14 protein-coding genes are annotated in these 12,730 nt (G+C 74.2%); 7 read left to right on the plus strand and 7 right to left on the minus strand.

Annotation, left to right across the window (positions count from 1 at the left end; genetic code table 11):
- Nucleotides 1–41 precede the first annotated feature (41 nt).
- A complete protein-coding gene (locus tag ACZ6R9_RS30135; protein WP_380486460.1) occupies nucleotides 42–491 on the minus strand; it encodes a type II toxin-antitoxin system PemK/MazF family toxin in 450 nt (149 codons plus the stop codon).
- Nucleotides 492–500: 9 nt separating this feature from the next.
- Entirely contained in the window at nucleotides 501–956 is a 456-nt protein-coding gene (locus ACZ6R9_RS30140; protein WP_465541663.1) for a MarR family winged helix-turn-helix transcriptional regulator, read from the minus strand.
- A gap of 60 nt (nucleotides 957–1,016) precedes the next feature.
- On the opposite strand from ACZ6R9_RS30140, the gene ACZ6R9_RS30145 reads away from it, so the two are divergent.
- Nucleotides 1,017–1,868, plus strand: a complete 852-nt coding sequence (locus tag ACZ6R9_RS30145; RefSeq protein WP_465541665.1) for an alpha/beta fold hydrolase — start codon at nucleotides 1,017–1,019, stop codon at nucleotides 1,866–1,868.
- 7 nt (nucleotides 1,869–1,875) lie between these two features.
- Here ACZ6R9_RS30145 and ACZ6R9_RS30150 read toward each other — a convergent pair whose 3' ends face one another.
- The gene (locus tag ACZ6R9_RS30150) at nucleotides 1,876–2,760 is read right to left on the minus strand and encodes a LysR family transcriptional regulator (protein ID WP_380486466.1); all 885 of its coding nucleotides are present in this window, start codon (nucleotides 2,758–2,760) and stop codon (nucleotides 1,876–1,878) included.
- A 29-nt stretch (nucleotides 2,761–2,789) separates the two neighbouring features.
- Between ACZ6R9_RS30150 and ACZ6R9_RS30155 the strand changes: the two genes are divergently transcribed.
- Both ACZ6R9_RS30155 and ACZ6R9_RS30160 read left to right on the plus strand, forming a co-directional pair.
- A complete protein-coding gene (locus ACZ6R9_RS30155; RefSeq protein ID WP_465541667.1) occupies nucleotides 2,790–3,659 on the plus strand; it encodes a dihydrodipicolinate synthase family protein in 870 nt (289 codons plus the stop codon).
- A 146-nt stretch (nucleotides 3,660–3,805) separates the two neighbouring features.
- Nucleotides 3,806–4,834, plus strand: a complete 1,029-nt coding sequence (locus tag ACZ6R9_RS30160; RefSeq protein ID WP_465541669.1) for an aspartate-semialdehyde dehydrogenase — start codon at nucleotides 3,806–3,808, stop codon at nucleotides 4,832–4,834.
- Between the two features lie 75 nt (nucleotides 4,835–4,909).
- Here the strand turns inward: ACZ6R9_RS30160 and ACZ6R9_RS30165 are convergent, their stop codons facing one another.
- Nucleotides 4,910–5,701, minus strand: coding sequence for a hypothetical protein (locus ACZ6R9_RS30165; RefSeq protein WP_465541671.1), 792 nt, complete (start codon nucleotides 5,699–5,701; stop codon nucleotides 4,910–4,912).
- A gap of 144 nt (nucleotides 5,702–5,845) precedes the next feature.
- Between ACZ6R9_RS30165 and ACZ6R9_RS30170 the strand changes: the two genes are divergently transcribed.
- The 4 genes from ACZ6R9_RS30170 (at nucleotide 5,846) to ACZ6R9_RS30185 (ending at nucleotide 9,584) form a co-directional block, all read left to right on the plus strand.
- The gene (locus ACZ6R9_RS30170) at nucleotides 5,846–7,021 is read left to right on the plus strand and encodes an NYN domain-containing protein (RefSeq protein WP_380486473.1); all 1,176 of its coding nucleotides are present in this window, start codon (nucleotides 5,846–5,848) and stop codon (nucleotides 7,019–7,021) included.
- A 63-nt stretch (nucleotides 7,022–7,084) separates the two neighbouring features.
- Nucleotides 7,085–8,050 carry an ABC transporter ATP-binding protein gene (locus ACZ6R9_RS30175; protein WP_465541674.1) on the plus strand — a complete coding sequence of 322 codons (966 nt, stop codon included), beginning with the start codon at nucleotides 7,085–7,087 and terminating at the stop codon, nucleotides 8,048–8,050.
- Entirely contained in the window at nucleotides 8,047–8,847 is an 801-nt protein-coding gene (locus tag ACZ6R9_RS30180) for an ABC transporter permease (protein ID WP_380486477.1), read from the plus strand. Before ACZ6R9_RS30175 ends, ACZ6R9_RS30180 begins: the two co-directional genes overlap by 4 nt.
- Nucleotides 8,848–8,963: 116 nt before the next feature.
- On the plus strand, nucleotides 8,964–9,584 hold the full coding sequence (locus ACZ6R9_RS30185) for a hypothetical protein (protein WP_380486479.1): 621 nt from the start codon (nucleotides 8,964–8,966) through the stop codon (nucleotides 9,582–9,584).
- 165 nt (nucleotides 9,585–9,749) lie between these two features.
- Here ACZ6R9_RS30185 and ybaK read toward each other — a convergent pair whose 3' ends face one another.
- The 3 genes from ybaK to ACZ6R9_RS30200 are packed head-to-tail and all read right to left on the minus strand — an operon-like array spanning nucleotide 9,750 to nucleotide 12,689.
- Entirely contained in the window at nucleotides 9,750–10,241 is a 492-nt protein-coding gene (gene ybaK / locus ACZ6R9_RS30190) for a Cys-tRNA(Pro) deacylase (protein WP_380486481.1), read from the minus strand.
- A 14-nt stretch (nucleotides 10,242–10,255) separates the two neighbouring features.
- Nucleotides 10,256–10,984 (minus strand): LON peptidase substrate-binding domain-containing protein, encoded by a 729-nt coding sequence (locus ACZ6R9_RS30195; RefSeq protein WP_465541677.1) that lies wholly within the window; start codon nucleotides 10,982–10,984, stop codon nucleotides 10,256–10,258.
- Between the two features lie 49 nt (nucleotides 10,985–11,033).
- Nucleotides 11,034–12,689 (minus strand): oxidoreductase, encoded by a 1,656-nt coding sequence (locus ACZ6R9_RS30200; RefSeq protein WP_465541679.1) that lies wholly within the window; start codon nucleotides 12,687–12,689, stop codon nucleotides 11,034–11,036.
- Nucleotides 12,690–12,730 lie beyond the last annotated feature (41 nt).

Raw genomic sequence — 12,730 nt, forward strand, 5'->3', positions numbered from 1 at the left:
GGTTGAGGGCAAGCTGTGTATGACGATCGGACAATCGTTACTCAGTGCCAGCCGTAACGATGCCTCAACGAGTCGACCACCAGCTGGAAACGGGCCCGGTCAAGGGCGCAGGCCTCGCGCCGCATCCCCCCGTCGTGCACCCGGAACACCCGGTCCAGGGCCACCCAGGAGTCCCGGCCGCTGCGGTCCCACGGGCCGGCGCCGAGCGGCACCCAGTCCGGGTCCTGGTCGTGACCCTTGCTGGACAGCATCACCGTCAGCAGCGTGCCGGCCCGCTCCCGGGCCACCACCAGCACCGGCCGGTCCTTGCCGCGCCCGTCGTTCTCCTCGAACGGCACCCAGGTCCAGACGATCTCGCCCGGATCCGGGTCCCCGTCGGGGTCGGGCGCGTACGCGGTGTGCACCGACCCGATCCGCTCGGCCGCGATCTCCACCGTCGCCTCGGCCCCGAACCGGCCGGGCTGCTCCGTCTGCTCGTTCACCTCATGCATGGCGGAAGGCTATCGACCGCCCGGGGCGTCCGGCAGGTGGGCGTCGTAGAGGCGTTGCAGCAGCCGGTTCAGCCGGGCCCGGTCGGCGGCGGGCAGGGCGGCCAGGAAGCGGTCCTGCTCGGCGGCGGCCGCGGCGGCGAGGCCGTCCACCAGCGCGCGCCCCTCGGCGGTCAGCGCGACCACCCGGCGGCGGCCGTCGGTGTCGTGCGGCCGGCGCTCCAGGAGGCGGCGGTCGGTCAGGCCGTCGAGCACCGACACCAGGTTGCGGGCGTCCACCGCCACCAGCCCGGCCAGCCGGCCCTGGCCGACCGGGCCGTGCTGCCCGAGCGCGACCAGGACGCCGTACTGGGCCTGGGTCAGCCGGTGCTCGCCGAGAAAGGCCGTCCAGGAGCGGGTGGTGAGCGAGCCGAGCCGGGCCAGCAGGAAGCCGGTGCCGCGCTCGTAGCCCGGGCGGTCGTCGTTCATGCGGCCCAGCCTAGACGACCGGGGATCGACATGATCCATGTCTTTTGATAGACATGTTGCATGTCGATCGAACTGAGGCGCCGTCAGCTGCCCGTTGGTGAACTCTCCCTGCACGTCGTGGAATCCGGCGACCCCGAAGGGAAGCCCTTCCTGCTGCTGCACGGCTGGCCCGAGTCCTCCCGAACCTGGCAGGGCGTGATGGCCGCGGCCGGTGAGGAGGCCCGCCTGCTGGCCGTGGACCTGCCCGGCATCGGCCGCTCCACCGGCGGCGTCGGCGGCTCCAAGCGGCGGATCGCCGCCGCCGTGCACTCCCTGATCGGCCAACTCGGCCTCACCGGCACCACCTTGGTCGGCCACGACGCCGGCGGCATGGCCGCCTACGCCTACCTGCGGACCTTCGACGCCGTGGACCGGGTGGTGGTGATGAACACCGTGCTGCCCGGCGTCGCCCCCTGGGAGCAGGTGCTGCGCAACCCGCACATCTGGCACTTCGGCCTGCACGCCGTCCCCGGCCTGCCCGAGACGCTGGTGGACGGCCGGCAGGAGGCCTACTTCGCGTACTTCTACCGGGTGCTGTCCGCCGACCCCGAGCGGATCACTCCCGCGTCGCGCGCCGAACAGGCCGCCGCCTACTGCGAACCCGACCGGCTCACCGCCGGGTTCGACCTCTACCGGGCGCTCGCCCAGGACGCCCGCGACAACGCCGAGTCCGCCGCCGCCGGGCCGGTCGACACCCCGCTGCTCTACCTGCGCGGCACCCGCGAACCCGTGGACCTCGACGCCTACGCCGCAGGCCTGCGGGAGGCCGGGGTGCGGGCGCTCAGCACCGGACTGGTTGACGGCGGCGGGCACTTCATGCAGGAGGAGCGGCCCGCCGAGGTCTGGCGGCTGATCCGCGAGTTCGCGGGCTGAACGGCCGTCAGGCGGCCCGCAGTTCGGCCGGGACCGCCGCGTGCAGGGCCGCCGCGAAGGCGGCCACCGCGGGGTGGGCGGCGGCGCCCGCGCGGAAGGCGGTGCGGGTGCGGCGGTAGATCGGCAGGCGGGTCAGGGCGACGTTCACAGGGCAGTGGCCGGTGCCCAGGTGCGGGACCAGTGCCACGCCCTGGCCGGCCGCCACCAGCGCCAGCTGGGCCGCGAAGTCGTCCACCCGGTGCCGGACCCGGGGGCTGAACCCGGCGGCCTGGCAGGCGCGTTGGGTCAGTTCGTGGCAGCGGGTGCCGGGCGGGGCGGTGATCCACGGGCTGCCCTGGTGGTCGGCGAGGGTGCCCGCGCTGCGGGCTGCCAGGTACATCGGCTCGGCGAACACGGGGCCGGTCAGCGCGATGCCCTCCTCCGGCTCGTCCGGCACCAGGTCGTACTCGTGCACCAGCGCCAGGTCCAGCTCGCCCGCGCGCAGCGCCGCCGCCACCGCGGCCGGGTCCACCTCGCTCACCATGGCCTCCAACTCCGGGTGCCGGGAGGCCAGTTCGGCCAGCGCGGCCGGAACCAGGGCGCGCACGGCGGACGGGTAGGCGCCGATCCGCAGCGGGCCGGCCAGGCCGCGGCGGGCGTGGGCCAGCTCGGCGTCGGCCCGCTCCAGCAGCTCCAGCACCGCCTCGGTGTGCCGCACCAGGTTCCGCCCGGCCGGGGTCAGCGCCACCCGCCGACCGGTCCGCTCCAGCAGTGGCACCCCGGCCTCCCGCTCCAGCACCGACAGCTGCTGGGACACCGCCGAAGGACTGAACGCCAGGGCGTCCGCCACCGCCGCGATCGTCCCCAGGTGGGCCAGTTCGCGCAGCAGCCGCAGTCGTCGCACATCGAGCATCGGCTCAGCTTACGAGAAGCATCGGAAATGTGAACTGGACCCGCACGGTCGGCGCCCGGCACGCTTCCCCCATGGAACTCCACGGCATTCACGTCCCGCTGGTCACTCCGTTCACCGCCGACGGCGCCCTCGCCCTCGACGCGCTGGAGCAGCTGGCCCGCGACAGCCTGGACGCCGGCGCCGCCGGACTGGTCGCCCTCGGCACCACCGGCGAACCCGGCTCCCTCACCGACGCCGAACAGGACGCGGTGGTCGAGCTCTGCCGGCGCGTCACCACCGAGTACGGGGCCGTGCTGACGGTCGGCGCCGGGCACGGCGGCACCGCGCGGACGGCCGAGGCGCTGGGCCGCCTCGACGGGCGGGCGGACGCGGCACTGGTCGCCGTCCCGGCGTTCGTCCGGCCCGGCGAGGCCGGGGTGCTCGCGCACTTCCGGGAGCTGGCCGCCACCAGCCCGGTGCCGCTGGTGATCTACCACATCCCGTACCGCACCGGGCAGCCGCTGGGCGCCGCCACCTTGCTGGAGCTGCTGGCCCTGCCGCAGGTCGCGGGCCTCAAGTACGCCCCCGGCGGGATCGACGAGCAGGCCGTGGCGCTGCTGGCCGCCGACCCGCGCGGGGTGCTGGTGGGCGACGACCTGTTCCTGTCCCCGCTGCTGGCACTCGGCGCCGACGGCGGCATCCTGGCCTCCGCGCACCTGGAGACCGCCCGCTTCGTCGCCCTGCACCGGGCCTGGGCCGACGGCGACGTGCCGCTGGCCCGCCGGCTCGGCGCGGAACTGGCCGGGGTGTCCAGGGCCGCGTTCGCCGGGCCCAACCCGACCGCGCTCAAGGCCCTGCTGCACCGCGCCGGGCGGATCCCCACCCCGGCGGTGCGGCTGCCGCTGCTCGCGCACGGCTGATTTCCGCGCAGGATTTCCGGCCCGCGGGCGCCCCGACGAAAGGGATTGCCGCGCCGGACGGCAGGCGTTCACGCCTTGGGACGCCCCCGCGCACACCAGCTCTGACAAGGCATGATGGCTTTGCACAATGTAGGAGGAGGAGACGGATGAAGGTCGGCATCGTAGGAGCCACCGGTCAGGTCGGCGGCGTGGTCCGCGAGATCCTGGCGGAGCGCAGCTTCCCGATCGAGCAGCTGCGGCTGTTCGCCTCGGCCCGCTCGGCGGGGCGCACCCTGCCCTGGAAGGACACCGAAGTCACCGTCGAGGACGCCGCCACGGCCGACTACCGCGGCCTCGACATCGTGATCTTCTCCGCCGGCGGCGCCACCTCCAAGGCCCTCGCCCCGAAGGTCGCCGAGGCCGGAGCCGTCGTCATCGACAACTCCTCCGCCTGGCGCCGCGACCCCGAGGTCCCGCTGGTCGTCGCCGAGGTCAACCCCGAGGCGATCGCCGAGCGCCCCAAGGGCATCATCGCCAACCCGAACTGCACCACCATGGCCGCGATGCCCGTGCTGCGGCCGCTGCACGGCGAGTCCGAGCTGGTCTCGCTGGTGGTCTCCACCTACCAGGCGGTCTCCGGCTCCGGCCTGGCCGGCGTCTCCGAGCTGCACGAGCAGGCCCGCAAGGTGGTCGAGGACGCGACCGCGCTGGTGCACGACGGCGCCGCCGTCGAGTTCCCCGCCCCGGGCGTCTACAAGCGGCCGATCGCGTTCAACGTGCTGCCGTTCGCCGGCGCGCTGGTGGACGACGGCAGCAACGAGACCGACGAGGAGCAGAAGCTCCGCCACGAGAGCCGCAAGATCCTCGGCATCCCCGGGCTGAAGGTCTCCGGCACCTGCGTGCGCGTCCCGGTCTTCACCGGCCACTCGCTCCAGGTCAACGCCCGCTTCGCCCGCCCGCTCAGCCCCGAGCGCGCCACCGAACTGCTGGCCGACGCCCCCGGCGTCGTCCTCACCGACATCCCCACCCCGCTGCAGGCTGCCGGCCAGGACCCGAGCTACGTCGGCCGGATCCGGGTGGACGAGACCGTCGACAACGGCCTGTCGCTGTTCCTGTCCAACGACAACCTGCGCAAGGGCGCCGCGCTCAACGCGGTGCAGATTGCCGAACTGGTCGCCGCCGAACTGCGCGGCTGACGCAGACCTGCCGTCAGGGGCGCCGGGGAACCTCCCCGGCGCCCCTGACGCGTTCACCGGCCGGGGCCGACGCGTTCACTGGCCGGGGTTGGCCGGCTCCGGGTCGACGGTGATCGCCAGCTCCGCCGAGGTCGCCGAGCCCGTCCACTTGTCGCCCGGGGTGAACCACTGGTACGTGCCCGACCGGAGGGCCGGGGCCTGGACGGACACCTGGCCCTCGGCGTTCGTGTTGGCCGCCGTCAGCGTGCTCCAGGTGTCCGAGCCGGTCGGGCGGAACTGCAGGTACACCGTCGTCCCGCTCTGCGGGATGTAGCCGTTCTCGTCCCACATGGTGCGCTGGAGCCGCGCCTGCACCTGGATGCTCTGGCCGAAGGCCGCCGTGGCCGGGGCGGACGCCTGGTCGATCCGTGCCGTCCGCTTCAGCGAGAAGCCGCCCGCCGACTTCGACACGTAGCGGTCGCCGTCGTTGGCCTGGATCCGCAGGTCCACGAACCAGGTGCCGGCCTGGTCGTCGAACAGCACCCGGGAGGTCGCCGAGGCCGTCACCTCGCCCGTGCAGCGGCTCACCGTGCCGGTGGCGTCCAGCGGTACGCAGCTCATCGGGCCGACCTTGAGGGTCGCGTAGTTCGGGCCCCACACGCCGATCGGATCGACCGCGCGGATACCGGAACGGTCCGTCGCCGTCACCTCCACCGGGAAGGTCCGGGTCTCGGTCGGGCCCAGTTCGATCGTGCGGCCGCCGTTGACCACCACCGAGACCAGCGCGGTGTCCCCCTGGGAGGTCTCCGGAACGGTCGAGGGCACCAGAACAATGGCGACCGCGCCGATCGCCGCCACTGCGCACATTGCCACCGCACTCTTCCGCACGGTGTCCCAGTATCCAGGCTCGCGAGCCGAACCGTTCGACGCGGTTCACGGAGCGAACGAGGGGTAAAGGTGTGCGCAACGGTGGGCCGGACCGCCGGGCGGCCTCCCCACCGCCGCGGCGCCGGGCCGAGGAGGAGGTGCCGGATGGACCGCTGCGTCGTCCTGGTGGACGCGGGCTACCTGCTGGGCGCCGCCGCCAGCCTGCTCGCCGGAGAACCCGGCCGGTCACGGATCGCCGTCGACCATCACGTGCTGATCGCCGCGCTGCGCGAACGTGCCGAGGAGGAGACCGGGCTGCCCCTGCTGCGGATCTACTGGTTCGACGCCGCCATCGACCGCAGACCCGTGCCCGAACACCGCCGCCTCAGAGTGCTGCCCCGGGTCACCGTCCGGCTCGGCGCGCTCACCCGGGCCGAGGGCCGCTGGGTGCAGAAGGGCGTGGACGCCGCGATGCACGCCGAACTCAGCGAACTCGCCCGCAACCACGCCTGCGCCGACGTGGTGCTGGTCACCGGGGACGGCGACCTGCTGCCCGGCGTCGCCTCCGCCAAGGAACACGGCGTGGCCGTCCACCTGTGGGCGCTGGAGGCCGCCGACGGCGACTTCAACCAGTCCGAGGAACTCGTCGGCGAGGCCGACGAACGCCGGGTGCTCGACCGTGCCTGGATCGAACGCTGGGCCCGCCCCCGGGAGAGCACCCCCGAACCCGTCACCCCCGTCGTCGCACCCGTCGCCGTGCTGCCCACCCCGCCCCGCCCCCGCGCCACCGCCCCCGCCGCAGCGGCCCCCAGCGGGCGGACAGCCCCGTTACGCGTCATCCCGACCCCCAAGGACCTGGCAGGCCGCACCCCCGTCCCCGTCCCCGCTGCCGTGCCGTCGGCCGCCGCGCTCGGCGGGCCGGTGCTGCGCTGGTCCTCCGACCGGGGCTGGCTGGAGCGCACCGACACCCCCAGCGCCGCCGACGCACTGCCCACCCTGGACCGCCTCACCACCGCCGCCCAGCGCTGGGCCGACCGCGAGGAGGACATCACCAGCGTCGGCGGCGACCCGCAGGAGGTCGGCCAGGTCTTCGCCCGCCGCTGGCTCGACCGCCTCGCCCCCACCGACCGCCCCGCCCTGCTGTGGACCGAGCACCCGCGCATCCCGCACCGCCTCGACGGCGAACTGCTGCGCTACGCCGCCCGGTTCGGCCTGCTCGCGCACAAGGAGGACCAGATCGACGAGCAGGACCGGTACGCCATCCGGGAGGGCTTCTGGAAGGAACTGGCCGCCCGCGTCCCCGACACCCGGCGCCCGGCGGAGGCCCTGGAGGACAACTGACCGCCGCCGGCGACCCGACCCGCGTGCCCGGAACGTCCCCCGCGGCGCGTAAAGTCTTCCGTCGTGAGCAAGGCACCTCAGGGCTGCTGCACCGTCAGCGGCCTGGTCAAGACCTATCGGGCGGGCGGCACCGAGGTCCGGGCCAACGACGGCATCGACCTCGCCGTCGGGCGCGGCGAGATCTTCGGGCTGCTCGGCCCCAACGGCGCCGGCAAGTCCACCCTGGTCCGCCAGCTCACCGGCCTGCTCCGCCCCGACGCCGGCACCATCGAGCTGCTCGGCCACGACATCGTCCGCCACCCCGAACGGGCCGCCCGGCTGCTCGGCTACCTCGGCCAGGAATCCACCGCCCTCGACGAGCTCACCGTCGCCCTCGCCGCCGAGACCACCGGCCGACTGCGCGGCCTGTCCCGCGCCGCCGCCCGCGCCGAGACCGCCGACGTGATCACCGAACTCGGTCTCGAACCGCTCGCCCACCGTCCGCTCGCCAAACTCTCCGGCGGCCAGCGCCGCCTCGCCTGCTTCGCCGCCACCCTGGTCGGCGAACGCCCGCTGCTGGTCCTGGACGAGCCCACCACCGGCATGGACCCGGTCGCCCGCCGCGCCGTGTGGAGCGCCGTCGATCGCCGCCGCGCCGAGCGCGGCACCACCGTGCTGCTGGTCACCCACAACGTCATCGAGGCCGAGACCGTGCTCGACCGGGTCGCCGTGATCGACGGCGGCAAGGTCATCGCCTGCGACACCCCCGGCGGCCTCAAGGCCCTGGTGAACGGCAACGTCCGGCTCGACCTGGTGTGGCGGCACGACGCCCCGATGGGCGTCCCCGCCGTTGCCGCGCTCGCCGAACGCGCCGAGCGCACCGGCCGCCGCTGGACCCTGCGCACCACCCCCGACGAGGCCCGCGAACTGGTCGCCGCCGTCACCACCGGCCCCGCCTTCGCCGCGCTCGACGACTTCACCCTCGCCACCCCCACCCTGGAGGACGCCTACCTCCGACTCGGCGGCCGGCACGAAGGACTCACCCGATGACCCTGCTCGACGCGCCCGCCGCCACCGGCACCGGGCAGGCCGCCCCGCTGGCCCCCGCCGCCCGGCTGCTGCCCGCCCTGGCCGCCGTCTACCGTGCCCAGCTGGCCCGCGCCAAGGTCGCCCGGATCCCGCTGCTGTTCGTCGCCACCTTCCAGTCCATCGGCATCCTGGTGATGATGCGCGGCGTGGTGGACCCCGGCGACAACCCCTCCGCGCACGCCGTGGTGGCCGGCTCCGCCGTCCTGGTCGTCGCCTTCGTGGCGCTCAACCTGCTCGCCCAGTACTTCGGGAAGCTCCGCCACACCGGCGGCCTCGACCACTACGCCACCCTGCCCGTCCCGCCCGCCTCCGTGGTGCTCGGCACCGCCGCCGCGTACGCCTCCTTCACCGTGCCCGGCGTGTTCGTCACCGCCGCGGCCGGCAGCTGGATGTTCGACCTGCCGATGGGCCGGCTGTGGATCCTGCTCGCCGTCGTCCCGCTGGCCGGCGCCGCGCTCGCCGGACTCGGTGCGGCGCTGGGGCTGCTCGCCCCGCGCCAGGAACTCGCCACCCTCGCCGGACAGCTCGGCATGTCCGCCGCCCTGCTGCTGGGCGTCCTGCCGGCCTCCCGGCTGCCCGTCCCCGTGCAGTGGCTGCGCGACCTGCTGCCCTCCAGCTACGGCGTGGACGCGCTCGCCCTCACCTTCGCCCCGCAACCGGACTGGGCCCGCGTCCTGCTCGACCTCGGCGTCTGCGGCGCCGTCGGCCTCGGCTCGCTGACGCTCGCCACCTGGGCGTACCGGCGGGCCGCCCGCTGAGACCGCTCCCGTGGGGAACGTGCACCCGGTCGTGCGGGAACGTGCACCGGGTCGTGCGGGAACTTGCACCGACCGGAGATCGACAGTGGCGGGGGCGGCCATGAAACGATGGGGCCGTGACCGTACCGAACACACCTGCGGGTAACACGCCGCCCGGGGCGGACCCGTTCGCCCCGCCCCACCCGCACCAGTCGCCCGCCCCCGTCGAGCGGCCGCCGGTCGGCCCCGAACTGCGGATCGGAGCGATCATCGCTGTCGCCGGAGCGGTCCTCGGCGTCGTCCTCGGCCTGCTCTGGCTCTGGCTCGCCCCCCGGGTCGGCTTCGAGGTCCAGGACAACCGCATCCTCTACCGCGACCCCGAAGGCGAAGCCCAGATCGCCGCCGTCGGCGTCTTCTCCCTGCTCGGCCTCGCCCTCGGCGTCGCCACCGCCCTCGGCGCCTTCCTGTGGACCCGCGCCCGCGGCGGCGGCATCGCCGTCGCCGTCGGCCTCACCGCCGGCGGCCTCCTCGGCTCCGTCATCGGCTGGCAGCTCGGCAGCCGCCTCGGCCCCACCACCGATCTGCGCGCGCACGCCCTCGCGGTCGGCAACGGCGGCACGTTCGACGGGCCGCTGGAGCTCACGGCGCACGGCGCGCTGCTGGTGTGGCCGATGACGGCAACGATTGTGCTGCTCGCACTGTCGGCGACGTTCGGCAAGCGGGAGCCGGACCGGCCGCCTTATTGGGCGCAGCAGTAGGAATCGAACGCAGGCGGGCGCGAACCCGGGGGCGCGGGGAACTGCGCGACAAGCGCACACCGGTCCGTAAGGTCGCGATCAATGGCAAGTCATTGCCCGCGTCGCGATCTTGCGGTTGGGGTCTTCCGCTTCGCGCAGTTCCCCGCGCCCCTGGTTGTGCTCTCCTCACCCCTTCCCGATCGCCCACGTCTTCGCGTTCGTGAGCCGGATCAGGTCCGCCGGGGCGAGTTCGATTTCCATGCCGCGTTTGCCGGCGGAGACGTAGATCGTGGGGTGGCTCAGGGCGGTGGTGTCGATGACGGTGCGGAGCTTCTTGCGTTGGCCGAGGGGGGAGATGCCGCCGAGGACGTAGCCGGTGGAGCGTTCGGCGGCGGTGGGGTCGGCCATGGTGGCGCGTTTGGTGCCGAGCGCGGTGGCGAGGGCCTTGAGGTCGAGTTGGCCGGAGACGGGGACGACGGCGACGGCCAGGGTGCCATCGGTCTCGGCGAGGAGGGTTTTGAAGACCCGCCCGGGCGGGACGCCCATCGCCTCGGCCGCCTCCGCTCCGAAGGAGCTTGCGGCGGGGTCGTGGGCGTATTCGTGAACGGTGAACGGGACCGCGGCGGTGTCGAGGGCGACGGTCGCGGGGGTGCCGCCGGCGGTCTTCTTCTTGGACATGGGCGGGGGAGTCCTCAGTTCGGGCTGAACGCCTGGCGGGTGAGGTCGGTGGCGGGCAGGGACGGGAGTTTGGCGATCACCGCGCTCTCCTGGCGGAGCAGTTCGAGCTCGCGGGTGAGGCGCTGCGCGGTGTCGGGGCAGGCGAGGAGTTCCTGCTTGACGGCCACCGGCAGGGTGGTCGCGGCGGCGACCAGGTAGGAGAGCACCTGCGGGTCGTCGGGCAGTTCGGGTTCGCCGTTGAGGGTGGCTTCGCGGGCGCCGGCCAGCCGCTTCTGGTAGGTGCGGAAGGCGCGTTCGACGCCGGCGGCGAGTGCGCCGGAGCCCTCGCCGGGCTGTTCGGGCAGTACGGAGACGTCGCCGACCAGGTAGGGGCCGGTGGCGTCGATGGCGCGCAGCCGGAACCGGGTGGTGCCGGTGACGAGGAGTTCGTAGCGGCCCTCGGGCTGGTCCCGGACGGAGGCGACGTCGGCGACGCAGCCGACCGGGTGGAGGGCGTCCAGCGGGTTCTCGCCGGGGGCGCCGATGCCGTCCAACGGGCCTGCGGGCTCGTCGAGTTCGCGGACCGGCGCGATCTCCCGGCCGTCCCTGATGGCGATCACGCCGAAGCGGCGCGGTTCGTCCTCGGGCAGCTTCTGCAGGTCGGCGACCAGGTGTCGGTAGCGCTCCTCGAAGACGTGCAGGGGCAGCACCAGGCCCGGGTAGAGGACCGTGTTGAGGGGGAAGAGCGGGAGCCGATCAGTCACGGCGGACAGCGTAGTTCCCGTGGGGCCGCCGCCGCGCCGCACTTACCGGCTAGCCCCGCTGGAGGAGGCGGGTGACGCCGGCCACGGCGGTGGTGGCGAGGACCCAGCCGGTCAGGACCAGGGCGGTGGCGACCCACTGGCCGGGGTGGTCGGGGTTCCAGCCGGCCTGGCCGAGGTCGATCAGCGGGAGGACCTTGCCGGCCGCGTACAGGGCCGGGTTCCACACCACATGTTCGTCGGATTTGACCGGCGCGGGCGGGTGCTCCTGGAAGTAGATGGTGCCGAGGGCCCAGGCGAGGACCAGCCAGGTGGCGGCCCGGCCGGGGCGGTAGCCGTAGCCGACGGCGGCGTCCTGGAGGTGGCCCCAGAGCCGGCCGGGCAGCGGCAGGGTGCCCCGGCGGCGGCGCTGCTTGGCGAGCAGGACGGTGCGGGCGTCCTCGTCGGCGCCGTCGCGGCGCAGTGCCGCGGCGAGCTGCTCGTAGGCTTCGGGGCGGAACTCGGCGCCGGACTCCAGCCATTCGACGCGGCGCTCCAGCGGGAAGGGCTCGGCGGGGCGGAGCGATTCGTAGCTGAAGCCGGTGAGCGAGATGTGCCGGTCGGTGGGCCAGGCGCCGGGGGAGTCGACCAGGTTGCCGATCCGGGCGCGGTTGAGACTGACGGTGCCGGTGGGCGGGGTCTCGCAGGTGAAGCGCAGCTCGGGGGTCTGGATCCGGTTGAGGGAGAGTTCCTGGCCGGGGCCGAGGTGGAACTCGGCGGCGGTGATCAGGCAGGCGTTGTCGAAGCGGGCGTCGGAGAGCCGGACCCGGCCCCAGGAGCGGAACGGGGTGTGGCGGGTGGCGCGGTATTCGAGGGCGTCGCCGGACTCGCCGTAGCCGGAGCCGTAGACGGTGCGGGAGCCGGTCCAGGTGGTGTCGTCGGAGCCGGACAGGTACAGGGTGTGGCCGATGCTGATCCGCGGGGCGTTGAGCGCGTTCGGGTTGTTGGGGGCGGAGCGCAGGGCGGCGCCGCGCAGCGAGAGCCGGCCGCCGATCCGGGCCGAGCGCAGGCTGAGTTCGCCGAGCAGGCCGAGGCGTTCGGCCTCGCAGTCCTGGCTGACGGTGATGCCGTCGGCGGAGATCGCGCGGCCGAACGAGTCGGGGCCGACGGCGGACTGGTTGAGCAGCAGGTCGGTGCCGATCCGGGCGTCGGTGAGGCGGATGCCGCCGGGTATGCCGCAGCGGGCGAGGTGCATGTCGCCCTCGGTGGCGAGCCGGGAGGCCTCCAGCCGGGGGAGGACGCAGGAGACCAGCCGCAGGGTGCCGGCGGTGGCCTCGGAGAGCAACAGTTTGCGGTCGAAGCGGCAGAGCTGGAACTCGACGTAGCAGCCGATGGTGCCGCCGGCCAGGGTGAGGTCGCCAGTGATCCGGGCGCCGGTGAGTTTCAGCGCGGCGACCCGGCCGGGGACGGGTTCGGGCCCGTGCAGCAGCAGCCGGGCGAGCACCTCGGCGCGGACGGTGCGCCCGGGGCCCCACTCCTCGGCGGTGAACGGGTCGTCCGGGCCGAGGCTCTCCTCGTCGGGGCGGACGGCCGCACCGGCGGGGGCGGGCAGCAGGAGATCGGTGGCCCCGCCGACACGCCCGGCGCGCAGGTCGTACACCTCGCCGTGGCGGAAGGCGTCCCACAGGCCGCGTTCGGTGTCCGTCCAGTCGTCCGGTGCCTGTTCCACCGCGCCCCCCGATGATCTTGTAGATGTCTCACCTTTCGTAT

It is taken from the genome of Kitasatospora sp. NPDC048662 (genome assembly GCF_055587065.1).